Annotated in this window: 20 protein-coding genes, 2 tRNA genes and 2 pseudogenes; 12 read left to right on the forward strand and 12 right to left on the reverse strand. The window is 37.5% G+C overall.

Features of this window, described 5'->3' with window-relative positions; genetic code table 11:
* Nucleotides 1-306: 306 nt before the first annotated feature.
* The 3 genes and pseudogenes from AC1M87_RS02515 to ahpC all read left to right on the forward strand — a co-directional run.
* Nucleotides 307-740: pseudogene (locus AC1M87_RS02515) on the forward strand (uroporphyrinogen decarboxylase/cobalamine-independent methonine synthase family protein); the annotation flags it as partial.
* Between the two features lie 112 nt (nt 741-852).
* Entirely contained in the window at nt 853-1,347 is a 495-nt protein-coding gene (locus tag AC1M87_RS02520) for a flavin reductase family protein (RefSeq protein WP_481592846.1), read from the forward strand.
* 421 nt (nt 1,348-1,768) lie between these two features.
* Nucleotides 1,769-2,332 (forward strand): alkyl hydroperoxide reductase subunit C, encoded by a 564-nt coding sequence (ahpC, locus tag AC1M87_RS02525; protein WP_035267594.1) that lies wholly within the window; start codon nt 1,769-1,771, stop codon nt 2,330-2,332.
* Nucleotides 2,333-2,377: 45 nt separating this feature from the next.
* Here ahpC and AC1M87_RS02530 read toward each other — a convergent pair whose 3' ends face one another.
* Together AC1M87_RS02530 and ycaC are read right to left on the reverse strand one after the other, a co-directional pair.
* On the reverse strand, nt 2,378-3,301 hold the full coding sequence (locus AC1M87_RS02530; protein ID WP_481592847.1) for a LysR substrate-binding domain-containing protein: 924 nt from the start codon (nt 3,299-3,301) through the stop codon (nt 2,378-2,380).
* A gap of 122 nt (nt 3,302-3,423) precedes the next feature.
* Nucleotides 3,424-4,050 (reverse strand): isochorismate family cysteine hydrolase YcaC, encoded by a 627-nt coding sequence (gene ycaC, locus AC1M87_RS02535; RefSeq protein WP_035267592.1) that lies wholly within the window; start codon nt 4,048-4,050, stop codon nt 3,424-3,426.
* Nucleotides 4,051-4,350: 300 nt separating this feature from the next.
* Here ycaC and AC1M87_RS02540 point away from each other — a divergent pair, with 300 nt between their 5' ends.
* The 3 genes from AC1M87_RS02540 (at nt 4,351) to AC1M87_RS02550 (ending at nt 7,819) form a co-directional block, all read left to right on the forward strand.
* Nucleotides 4,351-5,220 (forward strand): pirin family protein, encoded by an 870-nt coding sequence (locus AC1M87_RS02540; RefSeq protein ID WP_481592848.1) that lies wholly within the window; start codon nt 4,351-4,353, stop codon nt 5,218-5,220.
* A gap of 452 nt (nt 5,221-5,672) precedes the next feature.
* Nucleotides 5,673-6,971, forward strand: a complete 1,299-nt coding sequence (locus tag AC1M87_RS02545; protein WP_035267588.1) for an FAD-dependent oxidoreductase — start codon at nt 5,673-5,675, stop codon at nt 6,969-6,971.
* Nucleotides 6,972-6,979: 8 nt separating this feature from the next.
* Nucleotides 6,980-7,819 carry a class I SAM-dependent methyltransferase gene (locus tag AC1M87_RS02550; protein ID WP_092766473.1) on the forward strand — a complete coding sequence of 280 codons (840 nt, stop codon included), beginning with the start codon at nt 6,980-6,982 and terminating at the stop codon, nt 7,817-7,819.
* A 49-nt stretch (nt 7,820-7,868) separates the two neighbouring features.
* On the opposite strand, the gene AC1M87_RS02555 is transcribed toward AC1M87_RS02550, so the two are convergent.
* Both AC1M87_RS02555 and AC1M87_RS02560 read right to left on the reverse strand, forming a co-directional pair.
* Nucleotides 7,869-7,944, reverse strand: a tRNA-Thr gene (locus AC1M87_RS02555).
* A 177-nt stretch (nt 7,945-8,121) separates the two neighbouring features.
* Entirely contained in the window at nt 8,122-8,349 is a 228-nt protein-coding gene (locus tag AC1M87_RS02560) for a hypothetical protein (protein WP_035267585.1), read from the reverse strand.
* Between the two features lie 900 nt (nt 8,350-9,249).
* Here AC1M87_RS02560 and AC1M87_RS02565 point away from each other — a divergent pair.
* The 3 genes and pseudogenes from AC1M87_RS02565 to AC1M87_RS02575 all read left to right on the forward strand — a co-directional run.
* Nucleotides 9,250-9,372 (forward strand): annotated as a pseudogene (locus tag AC1M87_RS02565) (DUF6471 domain-containing protein); the annotation flags it as partial.
* A gap of 32 nt (nt 9,373-9,404) precedes the next feature.
* The gene (locus AC1M87_RS02570) at nt 9,405-11,285 is read left to right on the forward strand and encodes a site-specific DNA-methyltransferase (protein ID WP_481592849.1); all 1,881 of its coding nucleotides are present in this window, start codon (nt 9,405-9,407) and stop codon (nt 11,283-11,285) included.
* Entirely contained in the window at nt 11,278-14,115 is a 2,838-nt protein-coding gene (locus AC1M87_RS02575; protein ID WP_481592850.1) for a DEAD/DEAH box helicase family protein, read from the forward strand. Before AC1M87_RS02570 ends, AC1M87_RS02575 begins: the two co-directional genes overlap by 8 nt.
* A gap of 148 nt (nt 14,116-14,263) precedes the next feature.
* Here AC1M87_RS02575 and AC1M87_RS02580 read toward each other — a convergent pair whose 3' ends face one another.
* The 7 genes from AC1M87_RS02580 to AC1M87_RS02610 all read right to left on the reverse strand — a co-directional run bounded on the left by AC1M87_RS02580 (nt 14,264) and on the right by AC1M87_RS02610 (nt 19,258).
* A complete protein-coding gene (locus AC1M87_RS02580; RefSeq protein WP_481592851.1) occupies nt 14,264-14,422 on the reverse strand; it encodes a hypothetical protein in 159 nt (52 codons plus the stop codon).
* Nucleotides 14,423-14,710: 288 nt separating this feature from the next.
* Entirely contained in the window at nt 14,711-15,940 is a 1,230-nt protein-coding gene (locus AC1M87_RS02585; protein ID WP_481592852.1) for a hypothetical protein, read from the reverse strand.
* A gap of 65 nt (nt 15,941-16,005) precedes the next feature.
* Nucleotides 16,006-16,467, reverse strand: coding sequence for a hypothetical protein (locus AC1M87_RS02590; protein WP_481592853.1), 462 nt, complete (start codon nt 16,465-16,467; stop codon nt 16,006-16,008).
* Nucleotides 16,468-16,482: 15 nt separating this feature from the next.
* Nucleotides 16,483-16,779, reverse strand: coding sequence for a helix-turn-helix transcriptional regulator (locus AC1M87_RS02595; protein WP_481592854.1), 297 nt, complete (start codon nt 16,777-16,779; stop codon nt 16,483-16,485).
* A gap of 95 nt (nt 16,780-16,874) precedes the next feature.
* A complete protein-coding gene (locus tag AC1M87_RS02600; RefSeq protein ID WP_481592855.1) occupies nt 16,875-17,675 on the reverse strand; it encodes a hypothetical protein in 801 nt (266 codons plus the stop codon).
* A gap of 13 nt (nt 17,676-17,688) precedes the next feature.
* A complete protein-coding gene (locus tag AC1M87_RS02605) occupies nt 17,689-18,957 on the reverse strand; it encodes a tyrosine-type recombinase/integrase (protein WP_481592856.1) in 1,269 nt (422 codons plus the stop codon).
* Between the two features lie 210 nt (nt 18,958-19,167).
* Nucleotides 19,168-19,258: transfer RNA gene (locus AC1M87_RS02610), tRNA-Ser, on the reverse strand.
* A gap of 123 nt (nt 19,259-19,381) precedes the next feature.
* On the opposite strand from AC1M87_RS02610, the gene AC1M87_RS02615 reads away from it, so the two are divergent.
* A complete protein-coding gene (locus tag AC1M87_RS02615) occupies nt 19,382-21,262 on the forward strand; it encodes a potassium transporter Kup (RefSeq protein WP_481592857.1) in 1,881 nt (626 codons plus the stop codon).
* Between the two features lie 71 nt (nt 21,263-21,333).
* Here the strand turns inward: AC1M87_RS02615 and AC1M87_RS02620 are convergent, their stop codons facing one another.
* Nucleotides 21,334-21,696 (reverse strand): hypothetical protein, encoded by a 363-nt coding sequence (locus tag AC1M87_RS02620; RefSeq protein WP_481590131.1) that lies wholly within the window; start codon nt 21,694-21,696, stop codon nt 21,334-21,336.
* A 300-nt stretch (nt 21,697-21,996) separates the two neighbouring features.
* On the opposite strand from AC1M87_RS02620, the gene AC1M87_RS02625 reads away from it, so the two are divergent.
* Both AC1M87_RS02625 and AC1M87_RS02630 read left to right on the forward strand, forming a co-directional pair.
* Nucleotides 21,997-23,040 (forward strand): DNA/RNA non-specific endonuclease, encoded by a 1,044-nt coding sequence (locus AC1M87_RS02625; protein ID WP_481592858.1) that lies wholly within the window; start codon nt 21,997-21,999, stop codon nt 23,038-23,040.
* A gap of 73 nt (nt 23,041-23,113) precedes the next feature.
* Nucleotides 23,114-23,359 (forward strand): hypothetical protein, encoded by a 246-nt coding sequence (locus AC1M87_RS02630; protein ID WP_179999072.1) that lies wholly within the window; start codon nt 23,114-23,116, stop codon nt 23,357-23,359.
* The last annotated feature ends 31 nt before the right edge of the window (nt 23,360-23,390 follow it).

Below are 23,390 nucleotides of genomic sequence, written 5' to 3' on the forward strand. Positions count from 1 at the left end.
AATTTAAGAAAGCGATACAAAATCACAGACTCTGGTCTCGAGAGGATATAGTAGCAAGTATCCCAGCATAAAAATAAGAGAAGCCTAGATTCACTATCTAGGCTCTTTTTTTTAGGTAGTCATGATAGGTTTATTGATCGAATTATTTTGATTGGTCTTAAGTAAATATACCGTGAATAATCTGAGCACAGTTCATCATAGAACTTATAGACTCGTAATTCGAGCGACGTTAGATCGCTACTTGATTGGTTTCTATTTATGACCTTGAGTAATTTGATACAAAGCTAATTTTGATTTGTCTAGAGAATTGCTATTCTTGAGCTAGCGCTTGAAAATTTGAAATGTGAAACCGCCATACATATTTGTTAAAGTTATTCTATGAAAGATAATAAAAATGGGAAACGAATTTTGAGTAATGAACCGCGTCCTTTTGAAACGTCACTCCCGATACTACAAAAATCTAAGTTGGGGCATCATTTCTTTAGAGTGCAAAACTCACATATATCCATGGATCTTATTGAACTGATTCGTGGAAGAAAGTCATGATCGGTGCAATCGATGTGGCAACCAATCAAATTGAAACACTTGACGAGATGGTAAACACTTTGCGTAAAGTTTTGCAATTTGTCGATGCTGATAAGCTATACCCTTCAACCAACTGTGGAATGATACCACTGTCTCGTCACGAGGGACGTGACAAACTTGAAGCCTTAAGCACGGGTTCAGCGATCTTAAACTAAGAAATTAGTGCTTTAGCTGTGTTTATTTTCTACATTCAAGATGGATCATCTGTGCAATCACCTATATCCTAGGTTCGCACGAGTTTAGCAGTTTATATTTGAGAAGAGAAAAATGGTTGAAGCTTCAGACTACAGAAACGCAATGTCTTTATTAACCACTGCAGTCAATATTATTACAACAGCTGGTGAAACAGGACAGCATGGTTTCACGGCGTCTGCTGTATGTAGCGTTACTGATTCACCTGCTACACTTTTGGTGTGTATGAATCAATCATCCCGATCTCATCAGTATTTTATTGAGAACAAAGTTTTATCTGTCAATGTGCTCAGTTCTCAACATGAGTCTCTTTCAAATGCTTTTGCATCGAGTCAATTGAGTGCAGAACAACGTTTTGGATTAGCCCAATGGGGTAAATTGAAAACAGGTTGCCCGGTCTTAAAGGACGCTTTAGTCAGTTTTGATTGTGAGATTGAGCAAATTCAACAAGTGGGCACACACAGTATTTTTATTTGCCGAGTTGTAGCTATTCAACAAAGCTCGCAAGAGGAAAGTCTTGTCTATTTTAATCGATCTTATCATCAGGTTAATGCAAAAGAGGAAGTTTAATGAGCTAGAGCAGCAAGATTTTCAATCGTTTCATATAATGATTATAGAAATAGATCAGCGCTTGATTAATGATCTCGGGAAAAGATGGTGAATCGTAAGCCTCGAACAGTGAGCTTTCATAGTGTGAGGTTAAGCCCAATGGATATTACTCGAATTGTTTATGATCATACAGAGTGAATGATCTTTCTCTTTGGGATGAAAAAAGACAAGTATTATTTTCAAAAATTTGAAACCAATTGAATAAATTTCAAAAAATAAACAGTGTTTTATATTTGATTCATTCTCTTAAAGAAATATATTAACTTTTAAATCTAGAAATTCGATTGTTTTTATAAATACTTTCGGTTTTACCAATTTAATCATCTTTTGTATTCTCTATTTCAATGAAGCAACACTCTCACAAAGAAATAGAGGAAAACACATGAGTTTAATCAATACTGAAGTCAAACCATTCAATGCAACTGCTTATCAAAATGGTGAGTTCATTGAAGTTTCTGAGCAAGATTTTAAAGGTAAATGGTCTGTTGTCTTTTTCTATCCTGCAGATTTTACATTTGTATGTCCAACAGAATTAGGCGATCTTGCTGATAACTATGCTGAATTCCAAAAGTTAGGTGTAGAAATTTATGGTGTATCTACAGATACTCATTTCACACATAAAGCTTGGCATGATACTTCTGATGTGATTGGTAAAATTCAGTATCCACTTATTGGTGACCCAACGTGGACATTGTCTAAAAACTTTGATGTATTGATTGAATCTGAAGGTTTGGCAGATCGTGGTACATTTGTAATTGATCCTGAAGGAAAAATTCAAATTGTAGAGATTAATGCAGGTGGTATTGGTCGTGATGCTCAAGAACTTCTTCGCAAAGTGAAAGCGGCTCAATATGTTCATGCTCACCCAGGCGAAGTATGTCCTGCGAAATGGAAAGAAGGTGATGCTACACTTGCACCATCAATCGATCTTGTTGGTAAGATCTAAATTAAGTTGAAAAGTAAAGAACCAGCACGATGTGCTGGTTTTTTATTAAGAGGCATAACCTTCTTGATTTTGTGCTGCTTGTCGTAAACCTTCAACCAAGTGGTCGATGAGTTTTTCCATCACGAGTCGTTGTCCTTTACGTGATGCATAAACGAGTTGCACAGTCCCTATATTTGAGCACCAGTCAGGCAAGATGTGTATAAGCCGTCCTGCTGCCAAATCCTTTTGCACTGTAAGATAAGGTAGATCTGCAATACCTAATCCATCCATTACTGAATAATACACACCAGCCAAATCATTACTTTTAATACGTGGTTGTAATGGAATTTCAATGAGATCATGCCCTTCAATTCGGTGCAAATTCCATTGATAATGAGTTTTTTGAGTGCCTAAAACAATTGTTGGAAAATCATTGATTTCAGTTGGATATTCTAAAACGCGACCCTGTAAAAGCTCAGGGGTTGCCACTAAACAATGAGTGGTTTTGATGACATCACGAACCACGATGGTGGAGTCTTCATTGGCAGAAAAATTAGTTCTGATCGCCAAGTCAATATCATCGTGCAATACATCTACGCGTCGGCTGGTTAATTCCATCTCGACTTGAACTTGTGGATAGCGCTTCAAAAAATCATTGAGTAAAGAGCGAATTTGATAACGCATCATTACGGGTGGGCAACTAATTTTAACTAGACCCTGAGGTTCACTTTTCTGTTTAAGTAAAACATTATGAGCGCAATCAGCTTGGTTGATTACTTTTTCACATTCTTGAAAAAATTCTTGACCTAAAGGCGTTACTTTGAAATGGCGAGTAGAACGTTGAATGAGTGTGACATTAAATTTTGCTTCGAGTTCTAAAATACGTCGACTAAGCTTTGATTTAGTTATATTTGACGCGTCACTAGCAGCACTGAAACCGCCGTATTTAACGACCAAATAAAAATAGTAATAGTCATCAAATGAATGCAATTTTCACCTCGACGCCTGATCCGATAAAGTTTAAGCATAGGTTAAACTAAGCCGTTCAAGAAATCATCTTGGGTTTTGAATATGGTAAAAAAAAGCGACCCAAAGGTCGCTTTTATTAAATATTATTTTTTAGTGGTGTTCTTTACATAGCTAACCATTAAGTTTTTATAGTCAGGAATATGCTCACCGAATAAAGCACCTAAACCTTCGATATCATTACGCCAGTCACGATGTAACTCACCTGCAGCACCAAACCATGTCATAAGTTGAGCACCTGCTTGAGACATGCGGTTCCATGCAGCATCGCGCGTAATTTGGTTGAATGTACCAGATGCATCAGTAATCACGAATACATCAAAGTCTTCAGCAAGAGCTGAAAGTGTAGGGAATGCAACACATACTTCAGTCACAACACCAGCGATGATCAGTTGTTTTTTACCTGTCGCTTTAACAGCATTTACAAAATCTTCGTTATCCCAAGCATTGATTTGACCTGGACGCGCGATATATGGAGCATCAGGGAACATTTCAACTAATTCTGGAACGAGTGGACCATTAGGACCATCTTCAAAACTTGTTGTTAAAATTGTCGGCAAGTTAAAGTATTTTGCTGCTGCTGCGAGTGCTAAAACATTGTTTTTAAACTTATCAGGATCGATATCACGTACAAGAGAAAGAAGACCTGTTTGGTGATCGACTAAAAGCACTACTGCATTATCTTTATCTAAACGAACGTAAGGTTTGCCCATTATTATTAGCCTCTATGATGTTAGTAAGTGTGAATACGTATCAATGAACTCGTATTCAGTCACCAGTTATATTAGACTGAAAATGAGATAAATTTGTGACCATTTTTAGGATAATTAGTCTTATTAATAGGAATATTGTAATCATGAATTTAAAATTTCAGTGAATAGTCACATATATGAATTAATTTAGATTATTATAATCATAAAAATAGGAATCTGTGTGGCAGTAAAGCTCTTTTTATTTTCTGTGCAAAGTCTAAAATGAGCGCATGTTCATCCTATCGAATATAGGAGTAAAAGATGAAAAGAGTAATTGGGGTTTATCGTAACCAACATACACATTGGGTTGGTGATGGTCTGCCAGTGCGTAACTTATTTTCTTATGATCGGTTAGGTCAAGCACTTAGTCCTTTTTTGTTATTAGATTACGGTGCACCACATCACTTTGAGCCAACGACACGTCAGTTAGGTGTTGGTTCACATCCTCATCGCGGATTTGAAACAGTGACTATCGCCTATCAAGGTGGTTTGGCACATAAGGATTCCAGTGGCGGTGGTGGTGTTATCGAGGCAGGAGATGTGCAATGGATGACTGCTGGGGCTGGATTGGTTCACGAAGAGTTTCATTCTCCTGAATTTGCTCAAAAAGGTGGAATTCTTGAAATGGCACAGCTTTGGGTCAATCTACCAGCCAAAGATAAAATGACTCAACCACGTTATCAAGCGATCACATCTCATGATATTCCAACAATTACCATGGATGATGATGCTGGTCACATCCGTGTAATTGCGGGTGAGTTTGGTGGTCATTATGGTCCTGCTGAAACATTTACTCCAATAAATGTGTGGGATGGTCAGCTTAAAGCTGAGTATGAAACATTCATACATGTTCCTGTAGATCACAATGTATTGGTTGTAGTGTTGAATGGTGAACTCGTAATTAATGGGACTCAAAAAGTTCTAGACAGTTCAATTGTGATGTTTGCTCGTGATGGTGAGGCAGCAATTCAATTGCAAGCATATAAAGATACACAATTTTTAGTGCTTACAGGAGAGCCACTAAATGAGCCAATTCAAGGGCATGGACCATTCGTCATGAACACCAAAGAAGAAATCATTCAAGCTTTTCATGATTTCAATAATGGTAAATTTGGTGAAATTGCATGTTAATTGGAACGAGAAAAGCGGAAATATCATTTCCGCTTTTTTTGTGATTATCATTTTAAAAAATAAAGGACCTCTATCCCACACAACAGAGGTCCTTATACGCTGTAATTTATATTTATTTTCTAGATCACATTCTATTTGTACTTCTTATTTTATTAATGTGATGTAGTTCTCATTTTCAAAACAATGATAATGCATTTTTTTTAAGCTGTAAACTAAAAAATTAAATTATTGGTGAAAATATCTATTTTGTTTTTAAACATATTTTTTGATTTCTTAAAAAATACAAGTGTATTAAATATTTAGCGTATGACGAATAGTGTAGCAAGAATTTTACGTAAATTTATTTGATTAAAAATTAATCAAAAACAAATAAAATCTGGAAGTTTTTAATAGCAAGTTTCAAAGTGTTCTATCGCATAATTAAAAAAATTTTTAATGCTTGGATCATAATTTTGAAAATTGCAGTGATTGGAAGTGGTATGGCAGGGTTGGCAACTGCGAGAATTCTCAAGGATGCTGGTCACCAGATCACAGTTTTCGAGGCGCTTCCAGGGCGTGGTATGGATAGTTATAGTCTTGAGTATGAAGGTGGGATTATTGATTCGCCATTACGTGTCATGAATCCAATGCTCTGGAAAAATACATTGAGTCTTGCCACACATTTGGGTCTCAACACTTTTCCAGTACGTACCTATATGTCATGTAGCTGGTTATTTGAAGATAAAATCGATACTTGGCTGACAACATCACGTTCACGTATAGGCAACTTTCCAATCATTAACAATCGAAAAGGATTAAAGCAATATGGCATCCGTTTAGTGAAAGGGATGTTACAACTTAGATCTGCATTGAAGCAGTTTTTTAAATCTAAGAATCAAGATATTACTTTAGATGAGTTCGTTAAATATAACCAAATAGAAGAGGTATTTTGGAATGGGGCAGTCATGCCTGTCCTATTTACCATTTGTACATGTGATGCAAAAACCATTGGTGAATGGCCAGCAAAACCATTGTTGATTTTCTTACGTCAACTGACGGATGGAGATGCACTCCTTCGAATTCAAGGTGGGACACCAGCTTTCGTTGATAAATTGCTGGAAGATATCGATTTAAGAAGTGGGCAGCCGATTACTCGTGTACAAGAGCAGGGTGATTTAGTCTATGTGGAAAATGAAGCAGGTGAATCTGACTTATTTGATCGTGTGATAGTCGCGACACCAACAACAAAAGTTCATGAGTTTTTAGATGCTGAACAGTTTGCGGATGATATTGCACTTCTCAAACAATTTAAGTTTGTTGATGGTGAGCTGGTCATTCATACTGATTCAGTGGTAATGCCTGTGAAGCGTAAAGATTGGTGCGTATTGAGTTATATGATGGATCGTAAATTTACTAAACAGCATTTCACTGTTTGGCTGAATTCGATTGAGCCAACATTAGTGGGTAAATCTCCTGTTTTTCAAACTTGGAATCCAGTAATTGAGATTGATCCTAAAAAAGTAATACATAAAGTGAAGCTCACTAGAGCTGTTGTAGACCGTCATACTTTACCACTAACCCATGAGTTGAGTGCTCGTCACCAACAACAAGGTCGCAAAGTATTTTATTGTGGTTCTTGGTCATGTGATGGATTGCCAATTTTGGAGTCAGCGGTGACTTCAGCAATGGATATAGCAAAATTACTTGATGCGCCGTTACCATTTTTAGGTTTAAAGCCTAAGGTACAGGTTGCACCAGAGTTAGGATATTAAGGGATTGAATGAAGAAGCTCCAAGCATGGATGAAAGCCCCTCGACATAAATATGCGATCAATGCAGCTTTATTGGGGGATTACCGTAATTGTGCTTGGAGTAATTTAGGTCTGTGGAAAACTGACCAGCTGAATTATCCACAAGCCTGCGAGTTACTCGCAATAACCCTTGCTCAATCTATTGATTTAAATTCAAAAGATAAATTAATTGATTTAGGTTGTGGACAAGGTGCTAGCCTAATTTTATGGAAAGAAAAATTTCAAATCGAATACTTGGAAGGAATTGAATTACAAGAATATTATGTAAATCATACGCGTAAGTTTTTACCTCATGTCAATCGGATCTCGCAGGGAACATTTTTAAATTTAGAATCTAGATCATTTGAATTTAAATTTGATGCGGCAATTTGCATCGATGCTGCTTATCACAGTAATTTGAATTTATTTCTTCGTTCTGTAGATGGTATTTTGAATTCAAAAGGACGCTTAGCATTTCATTATCTTGCTTTGAATTCAAAGTTCTATACTTTGAGTCCTCTAGCGCAATTGAAAGTTAAATTATTATTAAAAGCAGCTGACGTTCAACTGAACCATTTGCACTCATTCGATGAAACACAATCAATCTTAGTGCAAACGGGTTTTAGAGATATACATATTCAAGATTTGAGTCACGAGGTATTTGCAGGATTTGCAACGTATATTCAGAGTGATATTTTTAAAAATAACATCCAAGCTCATTCGTATCACGTTTTAGATTTGGCAAAAATTAAGATGACAGCAAAGTTGTGTGCGAAACTTTATCAAGAGGGGATCGTGCGATATGTACAAGTGAGTGCAAGTAAAAAATAAATCATCAAAAACAACAAAGCCTCACTAAAAAGCGAGGCTAAGTATAAAATGGTGCCGGCACACGGATTCGAACTGTGGACCTACTGATTACAAGTCAGTTGCTCTACCAACTGAGCTATGCCGGCAACGTGGAGAGAATAATAGCGTTTTTTCACTAAAACGCAAGTCAAAAATTAATCGATTAATTAAAATTGAGCAGGATGAATTGTTTTTGCTTTATTTTTGATCGTCTTTTCTCCTCATTTTATAGTGATGCCCGTCATAGCGTGTACAGGCATCTTGAGAAAATTTTATAGGATCAGCTATTTGTTTTTTAGAATACGATCAAGGTCTTGTGCACACTCTTCAAGAGTATAAGCCATATCAAATTGCATTTGAGGTTTTAACTCTTGTGCTAATTTTCTCCATTGCTCAATTAATCTTAGCGCTTTTTGAATTTTGTGTTTATTCACATCTTTAGCGATAGTGGGTGTGTAGCCACCACGTTTTGCATTTTTAATTTGTTTTACATAGTTGGCGCTGTTATTCATATTATCTCCGGAATAGCAGGTTCTCTATTTTATAGGTGTGCAAAAATCATCTATTTGAATAACGTTGTTAGGTTGTTCAGCTCCTTAAGTATTGTTTTTATTAACTTAACATGATGTTGATGACAGTAAAATGAAGCGAGATACGTGCCAAAAGCGAAGTTTTAGGCGAAAAAAAACCGAATCTCATGATTCGGTTTTTTAAATTCTGGCGGTGAAAGAGGAAGCCAATTTATTATTATAACTTATTGAATATTATTTAAAATAAAATGTAAATATGCAGAACATACCCTCAAAAATACCCGCAAAAAATTAATGATTCGTTTGGTTAATATTTAGCTTTTTATGTATTATTTTGATATAGGTACATGCCTGACACCGCCAAACAAGTTCCATTGGATATTTATAATAGATCTAATTGATTTGGTTAATTGACGAACGCAGCTTTATATCTTTGGATATGTTCTTAGATATGATCTTCCGCTTCGTAACCACGTTTATCAGGATTAGCATATATCGTTGCCATGCAAATGTGTTTAACTAAATAAGGAGTGTCTTTATAAATCACTTCAATTTCTGTTTTTTATGCATGGAATATGTGTAATTATTTTGCCAGCTTTTCTATATAACGTGTATGGTGCACTTTACTATGCAGTAGGACATGTCCCATTCCTCAGAGAATGTGAGCTGGGTTTTTTATATAATGATCTTTTGATCAAAAAACACTTTGTAGGGTTTTATAAATTATTAAATATAATGATTTTCTACACTATTGTGACATTCTATCTCACTTTGAGCTAAAGAGGCTGAAAAGTGAGTAATGAAGGGCAGAAAAATATGTGAAGGTCTTACTCAAAGAAGGAGTAGCTCGGAAAATTTGAGCTTTATTAAAGTAAAAAGCTAGCAACAGTAGGTATATTTGAAATGCCTCAAGATGTTAGCAATCAGATCAACCGGGGTACTTTGGGAGTAGTCTTTATGCTTCAAATACTCAAAGTAATTGATTGTACTGAATTCCGTTTTTAACGGACGCTTAATAGTAATAATAGGATTTATTCATGTCGGATAACTCGCTCAAGAAAGGTAGATATACTCGCCACAGCAATAAAATTGGACTGTATTCAACCAACCATGATCGTATTGGATTCATTAACAACCATAATGATGTAGTTTTAAGTTTTCCCTTCAAAGACACTATTCTTGAAGCCGGAATGAGTAAAGAAGATGCGGGGCGTGAAGAAAGGTTTTTACATCAAGAAATTGATGGTGCAGATATTGATACCTTATTTGAGCCTAAGGTATTCACTAATTTTGAATATTTTTCAAAAGAATATAATTCCGCCCAGCAAATAGAAGAGCTGTCTAAAGACCAAACTACTTTTTTTGATGATCAAGGCAATTTAAAACAAAATCTGTTAATTAAAGGGAATAACCTTCTTACGTTACATTCATTGAGCGAGAAGTTATCTGGCAGCATCAAACTGATATATATAGACCCACCATACAATACTGAAAGTGACAGCTTCACATATAACGATTGTTTCAATCATTCATCCTGGCTTACTTTTATGAAGAATCGCCTTGAGATAGCGCGAGCATTATTAAAAGAAGATGGCGTGATTTTTGTCCAATGTGATGATAATGAACAGGCTTATCTCAAAGTATTAATGGATGAAGTCTTTGGGCGCAATAACTTTTTAAACCAGGTTTCTGTAAAAATGAAACAAACATCAGGTGCGTCTGGTGGTGGTGAAGATAAAAAGTTAAAGAAAAATATCGAATATCTCCTGATTTACACTAAAAACATGGATAGTGATTCTGGCTTTATCAAGTTCAACGAAGTCTATGACGAAGAGGACTTGTTTAGCGTGATTAAACAAATGCGCGATGAAGGTAAAAGTTGGAAATATACACGAGTAATTAAAGATTTAGGTTCCAGAACTTTTTTAAAAACGATCTATGATGGTTCAGGTCAGCCTATTGAAATATATACGCATGATAATGTGATCATCGAACCAATATCAAAAATATGTAAAGACGAAAATATTTCCGAAGAAGAATGTTACGTGAAATATTTTGATCTTATATTTCGTGATACAAATGCTCAAAGTTCAATCCGTACAAGAGTGATCGAAGCTATTAACGCTGAGTATGATTTTGTGAGCATTGATTACGTTCCAATATCAGGCAAAAGCAAAGGAAAAAAAACTACTTTGTATTACAAAGGCAATAATTGTGACCTCATTGCCTGGCTAAAAGACGTAGCGGTTCAAAAAGGTAATCGACTTGTTAAGTTAGAAAAATTAGGAACTTACTGGGATGGTTTTCCTTTAAATAATCTAACAAAAGAAGGTGATGTTCTTTTCCCTAATGGGAAAAAGCCAGAGCAACTACTTAAAAAGATTATTGATCTTGCAACAGATGAAAATGACATTGTTCTCGACTACCACTTAGGTTCTGGTACAACGTGCGCCGTGGCTCATAAAATGGGGCGCAGATGGATTGGCATTGAGCAAATGGACTATATCGAAAATATTACCAAAGAACGCTTAAAGAAAGTCGTAGAAGGTGAACAAGGTGGTATTTCTAAAGCTGTGAATTGGCAAGGCGGTGGCTCTTTTGTCTATTTCGAGTTGAAAAAATATAACCAGGATTTCTTAGATCGAATCATGGCTGCCAATAGTAAAGGCGAGCTTGATGAAGTCTACAATGACATGGCTAAAAATGCCTTCTTGAAGTTCTGGTTCGATAAGAATGAATTTGAGAAAGATGAGAATTTCCGCTCTCTTGATTTAGATAAACGTAAAGAATTGCTAATTAGTACTCTAGACGAAAACCAACTTTACCTTAACTATGCTGATATGCGTGATAGCCGATACCACGTTTCAGAACAGGAAGTGGCATTAACCGATTTATTCTATGGAGAGAATAATGGCTAAAAATGTGAAAACCAGAGTTAAGGATACATTGTCACAATTTTTATTCAATCAAATTGAATCAAACCCAGACTATCAAGAATGGGTGGGAAATTATCAGCTCCCGACTTATATTACTGATAACCTATCAAAGACATTGCGAGATTATCAAGAAATCGCCATAAAGCACTTTATCTGGTTGTTTGAACAAGATCCAAGCAAAGCTAAACACCTACTGTTTAATATGGCAACAGGTACAGGTAAAACGCTAACAATGGCTGCTGCAATCTTGTACCTGTACCAAAAAGGCTACCGTAATTTTGTATTTTTGGTGCATCAATTACAGATTAAAGATCAAGCAATAAAAAACTTTACTGATTATAAGTTCGCCAAGTACCTATTTAACCCTAAAGGAGTTAAAGTGAATGGTAAGACAATCAGTATTCGTGCAATTGATCGTTTTCAAGATGCTCAAAAAGACGCAATTAACTTCATGTTTTTCAGCACAGCGCTTTTATACAACCGTCTGACAGAAGATAAGGAAAATAGCCTAACTTCTCAGGACTTTGCGGATAATGCAGTGGTTGTCATTGCTGATGAAGCTCATCGTCTCAATGTAGATACCCGTAAAAAACTCAAGAAAACGGATGAAGAGGATATACGAAATTGGGAAACTGCCGTTCAATCTGCAATCTATGCTAGACCTAATAACCTGTTATTGGAATTTACTGCTACCGTAGATTTAGAAAACCCCTTTATCCATAAAAAATACCGTGACAAGTTGATTCATCGTTATGATTTTCTACAGTTCAATAAGGATGGATATAGCAAGGCAGTAAGTTTCCTTTATAACGAAGAAACACAGCTTGAAGATCAAAAGCGGCTATTGGTTATTAATGCGGTGGTTTTGAGCGAATACCGCAGATTGCTTGCTGAACGAGAAATGAATGTTCACATCAATCCGATTATCTTAGTTAAATCAACAAAGATTTCTAAAAGTGGGGAGGATCGGGAGTTTTTCCATAAAGTCGTTAGCTCCTTAAAAGTAAAAGATTTAGACCATTTAAAGAATTTAGGTGTAGGTACTCAACAATCTTTAATAGAGGAAGATCGAAACCGCTTTATCTCGCAGATGTTTAGTTGGATTGGTTCGCGTAAATCAGGTTTGGTATCAGCTCAAGACCCTGACGGTTTAAATGCGTTCATTGCAGAAATCAAAATGCATTTTCGTGAAGATAACAGTATGACGTATAACAGTCAGAAAAAAGAAAAAGCTGACTTACTTCCGCTATTGGATAGCCCTAGAAATGTTATTAGAGCAATTTTTTCTGTCAATGCGCTCAATGAGGGATGGGATGTCCTCAGCCTTTATGACATCATTCATTTTGATATTTCTGAAACCAAAAAAGTATCTTTACAGGACATTCAGCTTATAGGTCGTGGCGCAAGATTGTGCCCATATAAACTACCAAAAGCATATAAGATTTCTCAAAGTGGTGGATTGTTTGATGAAGAACACGGCTATGAGTTTGACCCGTTCAAGCGCAAATTTGACAATGCCCCGCATGAGCATGGACGCATTTTAGAAACTTTCTTCTATCACTTTGTTAAAACAGGCACGTTCCTAGAAAATCTGCAACATGCCCTACTTGATGAAGGCATTGTCAATCAGAGCATGGAGAAACGGACAATTAGGCTCAAGTCTGAATTTCTCCAAAGCGAGACCTATAAAAAAGGTTTTGTCTTGGTTAATCAGCAATTGTACCGCACCAAAACAACGGATACGGAAATTGATGCCACATTTAAACGAGAAATCAAAGCGAGTACGTACAGGCTTCATACAAGAAGTTTAACGGATGCTGAACAAAACAATATTCAGGCGGGTATTCGATATAAAACGATTCATCTCACTGAAAAGTATTTTTCATCATTGATCATTCGCAAAGCGTTAATGTCGGCAGAAAACAACTTTTTCCGCTTTAATAACCTGAAAAATCATATTGTTGGAATAAAGAGCATTGATGAATTGATCGAAAACTATCTCCCTTTATATGAAATTAAATATTCATATTCAGAGGGGAAAGACATTCATCAGCTTGAAGCCCACGAAAAACTGCAATTGTTGGTCGGTATAATTTTACCCGAAGTGCGTAAAGCCATAGATCGGCACATGCCTAAGATCACGGGAAGTCATCTCTTTAAACCAAAATCCCTGTCCTCTATTTTCCAACAGGAAAAGAATATTTACTTGGTTGCATTCCCTACTCAGGATGCCAACGGTGAAACAGGGGTCATTGCGCCGGATGAACGTGCAAAAGCGCAATCAAGCCATGACAACCCTGACCTGCAATTTGATATTCATATTGCGGATTGGTATGCGTACAGTGAAAACTATGGCACAAGTGAAGAGAAACGCTTTGTGAAGTTTATTGCGACTCAAATTGATGAACTCAAAACCCGCTATAACGGTGCAGAGATTTACCTGATTCGTAATGAACTCGACTATTGGTTATTCAGCCCTAAAGATGGTCGTAGATTCAGCCCTGACTACATGCTCGTTATTAACGATGCAAAGAATGGTGAAATGTACTATCAATGCTTAATTGAGCCAAAAGGCGGTCATTTACTTGAAAAAGATGCTTGGAAAGAAGGAGTCTTGATTAGTTTGGCTGATGAATGCGAAATTACTTTTGATGCAGATCACGATGACTCTCAAAACTATGTGGATTTCTTGAATGAAGCTAAACAGTATGGGTATAAGGAAGTGAAGTGTTTAGGTTTTAAATTCTATAACACTGAACCTCGTACAGAAGCTGAGTTTGCTATTGATTTTCAAAAAAGAATGCTGAGTTAGTTTCGGTTTTTTTATAAGGGAGATGATTATTATATTAATAAAACCCTTAGACAAGGGTAATTCAAAATGACCGCACGCATTTAACACGCTATACCTTGAGGGGAGGGCGAAATTTCTAAGACTTCGCCCTTTTTTGTGACAGGATACTTTACTGAGTAATTAAAACATACTCGCCGCTTGCACTCTGAATGATAATACCTTCCGAGCTATGTAAAATCGTCATTGAATTGAGTTGAATCATTTCATCTCTGTTTGATTGTTCTGCCAAGTGAATAAATTGAGCCTCAGTGATTTGAGTTGTTTGCATCTCATACTCCTATTTGCTTTAACTTTGTATTAACCTTTTTTGAAGGATCTTAAACCTGAAACAAGTTGTAAATCGTCTACTTGTTTATATTGTTTTATAAATTCTCATATCTCATATAAGTTATTAGGCAGAACACATATCGCTAATCCCGCTTACGATAAATGTCATAAGGTTTTATGACGGTTATCCATTTTTTTGAATGAGGATTTTTTGCGATGAATACTCATTCAAGAGTGAGAACTTTTTGCGATGATGAGCCAGCTGTATTTGAGAATTTTTTGCGATTGATTATTTAAAGTTGCGTTTTAAGTTGCTCACCTTTTTACTAATCAATTTATTAATTTCTCCATTTTTTGAGATATGAGGTTTTAACGTTCGGACGTGTCTATTGCTGCTGTAATAGGCTGGAGAGCGTAAACCGAACATATCTACATTTTGACGATAATTCTCTTTGTCTCTAGGACTTGCACTTTTGTTTAGCTTGGTCAGTTTCATTTGATCAAATGCACACTGAATAATCTCTGACAAGTTATTTAAACTGTCGTGGATACCCAGTGCTACCACGCTACAATTGACCTCTGCTCTTATGCGGTGCTCACTTAAGGGCAAAGCCCGTTTCTGATCGGTCACTTTGTAATACAGTCGGTAATAGATGGGTGAGCCTTTGGGATTCACACCAATGCAGTAGCCTTTATTTAACCTAGTGAGTAAAGTATACGGTTGGCTTGGCATACGAAAAAATTTGCCTACGTCATCTTTGTAAATGCGTTCATTGCTCGCATTTTCCGCATAGGACAATGATTTAAATAATGCGATGAGAAAGGCTTTGTTTTTGATGCCATAAAAGTCGGTTGCAACTTCGATTCGATTAACCTTAATGTCATTCTCCTTAACGCCAAAGTGCTTTAAATACTTGAGCACAGGCTTTAAATCATTTTGTGTTTTGATATCATGCAATCGAATCATAAAGTTTTGATGCTCTGATTCTTTGCGGCAATCCGTATCGGCAATAAAATAGGCCTTGCCTACATGCTCGGTGAGGTACTTTTTAATATTATGTCGGCTTGTTGGTCTTGAGACGCAAAATAGCAGATCAACATAATCAATGACGACCTCAACACGGATATTCATTGCAGGCAATTCATAGCTATGAATATCGCTATATATTTGAGTCTCCCAATGATCTGCATCCTCAGCATATGGGGCAAAGCGGGTACGCAATTGGTCAAGATGGTGGTATAAGTCCTCATCAGACATCCGTGCAGACATCACCATTAGTCGGTGTTTATCATGAGCATCTGCCAAAAGTAATTGCTCAAGCTCTGCATCTAATTGCTTCTCTAGCTCCTCAGCCCCACCTCCGTCGATGATTAAGGCTGTCCGCATGGATTTAGAGGCAATGTCTTCTCCCGCATATAGGCACTCTAATTTTCTCAAGGTCTCAACATTGCTTTCATACATGGACGTGACAAAATTGTCAGGTCGCAAAACTTGATCAATAATAGATATTGCGTTCATATTCATTCTTGAGTGAATTAAAAGGGTGTTGTAATTAGTGTTTACAACACCGCTGTATTGTTTAATTACATGATATTGAGCTGTTTAAAGGCTGTGATTCGTTTTTTTAGTTCGCGTTTAATCTGGGCAGCTGTAACTTTCAGACCTGCTAATTGGTAATAGTAGGCTGCATATTCAGAGACCTCATTGATGCCTGATGAACTATTCAAATCAAAACTACCATCATTCTCATATAAGATATTCAGCACAATCTCACTCATGATTTCATCTGAGGCTTCTTGTAGCGGAGTATCCTTATCTTTAGTGCATGAGCTATGTGATGTCCTATTAACACGGACATACTCAAGCAAGGCTTCACGCGTATATGCACGTTTGCCGTTTAAAACATGAGTCGTAATCTTGTAGTAATTGCCGGCATCATTTTGATTACGGCTATTCTTCGTTAGAAATCCGAACCATTGATTTGGCGAACCTTTCAAATGCTCTGCAAGGAGTTCGGCGGCTTCCCATTGAGTTAAATATTCCATTTCATCTCCCCTTAATTAAATTAAGTTGCGTGTTTTCATCCATTTCAAAATATCTGATGATTTCCAAACGGTAATACGGTTAGAAAGTCTAATTGGTTTAGGAAATTCACCTCTTCGAACCATTTCCCAAATGGTACTTTCGCCTAGTGGAAGTAGACCTTTCTTAGCAGGCTTCCCTTTTATTCGACGGACTCTGCCGTAGCAGTCTGTAAACGTACGTGCTGATCGTTCCGCAGTTGTGGCAAGCTCTGCAATGCGGAAGAATTCCTGAGAATGTAATGAGATAGAATTCGAATGATTTTGAATTGACATAAAAATCCTCATAACAAAAGGGTTGTTCTGTTGTGATGAGGATTGTGGAATGTTCTTGCCTAAAAATGTGGAAATGCAAAAATAAAAGATGAAATTCAATTTTTCGACTGTGTTAACTCTTTATACGTCTTTAAGGCTGCAGAAATCCGTTTATTAAATGACTCTAAGCCGCGCAGATCTTCTTCTTTAAAATGTTGTTGAGCAATTGCATCAATTTCCTTTCCTAGCTGTGAAGCATTTGGTTTTTTTCCAACTCTAAATTTTGCAGCATTTTTTGACAGCATCATTGCCATTATCGCTATAGCTTTATCGCTAGACATACTCACAGCTTTGCTCTCGATTACATTTTCTTCATTACTTGACATAAAACGGTCAAGGCTTTCTTTGGTGATTCTTAGTTTGCTAGCTGTGACTTGTATTGATGTGCTGACGCCACTTGAACTCAGATGAAACACTCTTAGCGGGGTGTTTCCCAAAAGCCCCAGTTCATATATCAGTTGGTGGTTTTTCTTATCAGGTCTGACATTGCTTAAAATTTCAGTTATGAGTCCTTCATAACAATCAGGGAAAAGTACCGATATGTTTGCACCATTGCTGACCAATGATATTTCGATAGCTTCTTTTTCATCTAGTAATAAGCAATAGATGTCTTTGAAGTGAACATCATAGGGAGTGAGGAAGCCTTTTATTTTATTTATTTCTTTAAGGGGGTGTTCGTCAATACCATCTTCAAGGTGTAAACCACTTAATATACCTGCGTAACCCTCAAACCAAAAAACTGGTTCAAGGTGATTATTTATGATGAGGTCAGCGATATTCTGTGTATTCCAAGCGGTCTTGGTTTTTTCACTTAAAATCGGAATTACTTGCTCAATAGTTAAAAAATTCAATTGCATAAAAAAATTAAACCTATGCTGTTTTAAATTGAATAATCTTTGCATCCGTTTGAGGTTTGAATGTAGAGACATCACCACCTTGTCTAAGTGTGTCCAAGTAGTCCGCCCAAAGTTGCATTAGCTCACGTCGACGGCGCAAGAATTTAGTTCGGTTATAGGCTGTACCATTTGGGTCCTTCACTCTATGTGCCAATTGATGTTCAATGATGTCAGTTCTATATTCGATTTCTTCATCTAAAATAGTACGTGCGGTTGCGCGGAATCCATGAGCAGTATGTTTGCCCTGATAGCCTATGCGTATCAATGCCTGACGAATGGTGTCTTCACTCATACATTGCAAGCCTGTTTTAATGCTCGGGAAAACATATTTCGAAGAGGTACGCATATTCTCTAGCTCTTTGAGAATATCAAAGGCTTGGCGCGATAAAGGAACAATGTGTTCCTGATGTGTTTTACTTGCGGCAAAAGCTAGACAACTGTTGTCAAAGTCTACTGACTCCCATAATAACCCTCGTATTTCATTAGGTCGCTGAAAAATATAAACAGATAACTTCATGGCAAGTTCAGTTCTTTTTCTTGCTCTAGGGTTGTCTGCGCAATACCGCCATATTTTACGTAATAGAGATTGCAACTCATTTTCCGAAACAATTGCCTTGTGATTGCCTCTTATTGGCTTAGGTAGCGTAATCTCAGGGGCAGGATTGTATTGAATTAGTCGACGTCTTAGGGGTAGTTTTAATACCATATTCATGATGGATTTCACCCGCCTTGCTGACTCAAGTGCCCCGCGTTCAACAAGTGAACTTGTTACATCCCGCTCGAGTTGTTCTGTATTAAGGGCAGTCACAGGCATATCACCAATAAAAGGCAGAATATCCTTGTTCAACTTACGTATGGTCTCACGATCAGACTTTCCTTCTTGTTCACGAAAAGCTAACCATTCCGCTGCAAATTTTCCAAACGTATTTTCAAGTTCGGTTTTTTTAGTGCGTTTAAGGTTGTTTCGTTCCTCTGCTGGGTCAATTCCATTGGCTAGCATTTTCTTGAATTCATCGCGTTTTAACCGTGCCTGTTCAAGGGTTACGGTTGGGTATACGCCAATCGCTAATGTATTTTCTTTTTTGGTTATAGGGCGTCTGTAATTCATGCGCCAATACTTAGAGCCGTTGGCGCTAATGAATAAATACAGACCACCGCCATCGGCGTATTTATTCGAACAATCTGCTCGATATGTAAGGTTTTTGACTGTTTTTGCAGTGAGCTTATTTGATTGTTTTGCCATGATTTAGTCACTAGTTGAGGGTATAAATTTGCATGACTCTGGTTTTCTCATCCCATTTCGATGTAGAAATGAGCTGATACCCACAAATATACCCGCAAAAGTCACTGGATACTACTGTACTGCTCTGTAGTGTGACGGATAATAAAAAAGGCTTAAATTATTGAAATTTAAGCCTTTTGCACTACGGGAAACTCCCGTAAAATTCAAATTTGGCGGTGAAAGAGGGATTCGAACCCTCGATACGCTATTAACGTATACACACTTTCCAGGCGTGCTCCTTCAGCCACTCGGACACTTCACCAAGGCGTGCGATGATAACTAAAAAAAAAGCAGATGCCAAGTTGAAACAATTGATTTAAAGAAAAAGTTTTTAGCCAGTGATATGATTGCCGAAAAATTCTGTCGAATGCATGAAGACTAAAATATGCAAAGCACTGCAAAAAAAGCCGCACTTCCTGCGGTAACATTGGCAGCATTAGGAGTGGTGTTTGGTGACATTGGAACCAGTCCTCTGTATGCATTGCGTCAATGCTTCCTTACGGCTCATATTGCAATTACTGAGGCAACCGTTCTGGGCATTTTGTCGCTCATTTTCTGGTGCATGATGCTCACCATCAGCTTTAAATATGTCTCAGTCATTATGAAGGCAGATAACAATGGTGAAGGCGGTATTATGTCGCTTCTCGCCTTAAATCTACGTTCAACCCGTATTGCAGATCAACGCAAAATTTATCTGATTGCCTTGGGCTTTATCGGGGCATCACTGTTTTTTGGTGATGGCATTATTACCCCAGCAATTTCTATTTTATCCGCGATTGAAGGTTTAAGTATTGCGACTCCGATGTTTAATCAATGGTTATTACCATTGGCCGTCGGTATTTTAACAGCACTGTTTTTAATTCAGCGCCACGGCACGGCGACCATGGGTAAGTTCTTTGGACCAATCACATTATTGTGGTTTGCATCTATTGGACTATTAGGCTTATGGAGTGTTATGCAAACACCGTTCGTGTTAGCAATGATCAGTCCGCACTGGGCGTTTGGCTTTATCATCAACCAACCTTTTGTTGCATTCCTCACGATGGGTGCCGTCATTTTAACGATGACGGGGGGTGAAGCACTATATGCAGATATGGGACATTTTGGTCGTATGCCCATTAAGCTTGCTTGGTTTGTGATTGTATTGCCAAGTCTAGTTTTTAACTATGCGGGTCAAGGTGCTTTACTTTTACGAGATCCAAATGCAATTGAGAACCCATTTTACCTGTTAGTCCCTGATTGGGCTTTATTTCCAATGATTGGTCTTGCAACCGCTGCTGCCGTGATTGCGTCTCAAGCGGTGATTACGGGCGTATTCTCAATGGTCAATCAAGCGATTCAATTACGCTATTTACCGCGTTTAACTGTGCAACACACCTCTGATGTTGAACAAGGACAAATCTATGTCCCGTTCATCAACTGGGTATTATTTATTTCAGTCATTATTCTCATTTTATTATTTGAAAATAGCGCGAATCTTGCCAGTGCCTACGGTGTAGCAGTGACCATGACGATGCTGTGCGGTACGATTTTAATTTCGATTTTAGCTTATGGCGTTTGGCGCTGGCCTGTTTGGAAAGTAGCCCTTTTTGCTGTGCCTTTATTGATCATCGACCTCATTTTTGTTGCTTCGACTTCTTTAAAAATTGTTGGTGGTGGATGGGTGCCGATCTTGATAGGTGCAATTGTATTTACCGTTTTAATGACGTGGAAAGATGGCCGTCAAATCGTACTTAATAAGCTTGAGTCTGATGCGTTACCTATTGATCTCTTTATTCAAAGTGTCAAGATGAGTGATGAAACGCTGATCGTTCCTGGGGATGCAATTTTCCTCACAGGAACACCTAATATCGTTCCACATGCGATGTTGCACAATATTAAGCATAATAAGGTTCTACACGAACGTAATATGATGATTACGGTCATTACTAAAGATGTACCATATGTACCTGATATTGAGAGAATTCGTGTAGAAAAGATGGATAATCGATTCTTTAGGATTTTTGTATATTATGGGTTTAAAGACCAACCCAACATTCCAGTTGCGCTGAAAGCGGCATATAAGCAGTTAAATTTTGAATTTGATATGATGCAAATTAGTTTCTTTATTTCACGTGATCGTCTGATTCATACCGTGGGAGAGGGAATGGCGCCATGGCGTGAAAAATTATTTATATCAATGCAGCGGAATACCAGTCCTGTGAGTGATTTCTATTTAATTCCACCAAATCGCGTGGTCGAAATGGGAAGCCAGATCGAAATCTGAGTAAGCGTTTGCTAAAATTTTGGATATAAAAAAACCGCCTCAAAGGCGGTTTTTTTATTAAGTCTAATACATTACTCAGCCGCTGGTGCTTCTACAGGCGCTTCTTCAGTTGCATTTACTTCAGGTTGAGCTGGAACTGCAGTTTGTGCTTGAGGAGCAGTTTCTTCTGCTTCAGCGGGTGGTAAGTTTCCAAGAGGCGCTTTCGCATCAGCAGGCGCTTGTGTTGTAGCACCTTCAGAAATAACTTTCATCTGACCATTAGCTAATACTTCTTGTAAAGTACCAGGCTGACCATTAACTGTTGTTACGACTTTAGCTTTAGAAAGGCTTTCCAAAGTTTCGCCAGCTTGAACTGGTGGCTCAGCAAATGCACTTGCACTTGCCAAAGATAAACCCATTACTAATGCTGTCAAAGAAGTATGTGCTAATTTCATAGTGTCCTCACTTTCAATTCTTTTAATTTACTAAATAACTTTTATAGCATCTCACAAGTAATTGATGTAATTCAATCAAATACACGTAAAACCTTAAAGAGTGTTAAAAAACTATTCTATAAAAACAACAATTTGTTACTTGTTTTGAGTGATATTTGAACGGAATGCGAAGATCCTTTATTCACTTGAAAATTCACTTGATGTACTTCAAATTCATAGCTTGTTAAGCTGTGGCGGGTTTTGAATAAAGCCCACGCATTGGGCCAGAAGTTGAACACGGAATGAATAGGTAATCTGAGTTTGAATAATATTGTGGTAAAAGCTGTATTAGGTATTGTTGCAGCAGGAAGCTTTGCAATTGCTTTCGGTCAAGAAAAGTTGTCTTCATATCTGCCCTTTTCAGGTTCGGTTAATAATACAGCTTGTCTAAATCAATTTTATCGCCAAGAGCCACCTTATTTAATCAAAGAGAGCTTAAATAAAGATCGCTACCCATTATGCTTTAATGGATTCACCACTATGTATTCTGGTGTCTCAAAAACACCATTATGGGTAGCTGAATATCTGAATCCAGATCGGCTGAGCCAAAAAATAAAAAGAGAAGACAGTTTCCATGAGGAGACTCGTGTAGCAGAAAAGCATCGAGCATTATTATCAGATTATCGTGGGTCGGGATATGACCGTGGTCATATGGCTCCAAATGCTGATATGCCAAATAAAGCTGCACAGTACGACAGTTTTTCTTTAGCCAATATGGTTCCTCAAGCTCCGCAGAATAACCAACAAATCTGGCGAGAAATTGAGGAAGCGACACGTGCAATCGTTACGAAGCAGAAACATGATGTGTATGTGATTACCGGGTCTGTATATAGTGGCAAAAAACTGAAAACTATTGGACGCGGTGTTATTGTTCCAACAGCGGTGTTTAAAGCCGTATATATACCTAAAACAGGTGCTATTGGCGCATATTACGCTCCCAATAATAATTCACTACAGATGCAAGTGGTCAGTGTATGTCAGTTAGAAGAAGTGCTTGGCATGAATTTGTTTCCTCAACTTACATCTGAGCAAAAGCGAAATACTTATAAATTGCCATTAAAAGCCAATCAGGTCAAAGCCCAACAAGCCATAGAGTATTCGCACTGGGATGCCGAAAGCCAATGTGCAGTTGATATCTCAACAGATCAACTCAAAGCGCTGCAAAAAGAGTTTAGTAGTCAAAGCGTACCTGTCAATACAACCGCAACGCATCAAGAGGCTAAGATCGATGAACAAGCACAAGATGCAATCGTGAAAGAGTTGGTTCAAGCGTTGTTGCAATATTTATTACAAATCCTTAAATAAAAAAAGCTCGAATTCGCCCTGAAGATTCATTTATCTTCAGGGATTGATATTTATAAACTTAAAGAGATTTGCCATGTTTAAGCCTTTTGAAAATGGGACTGAGTCACATTCGATACATGACCTGACGCTTGAAAATGATCTTGATCGTGTGAGTATTTATGGCAACTTGCAAATCACCAAAGATCAAGCCGGTTTAGCCGCTGCGAAAGCGTTAAAACAATATTTAGATGCAATGGTCATCTACTTAGAAGATCAAAAAAATTTAGCAGAAAAAATAGAAACGACGGCTGAGAATGAAATAGAAAATCCTTTCTTGTGATTCATCAATCATCTTTGGACTGAAGACTTAA

Source organism: Acinetobacter sp. 24-47-62, from assembly GCF_056779765.1.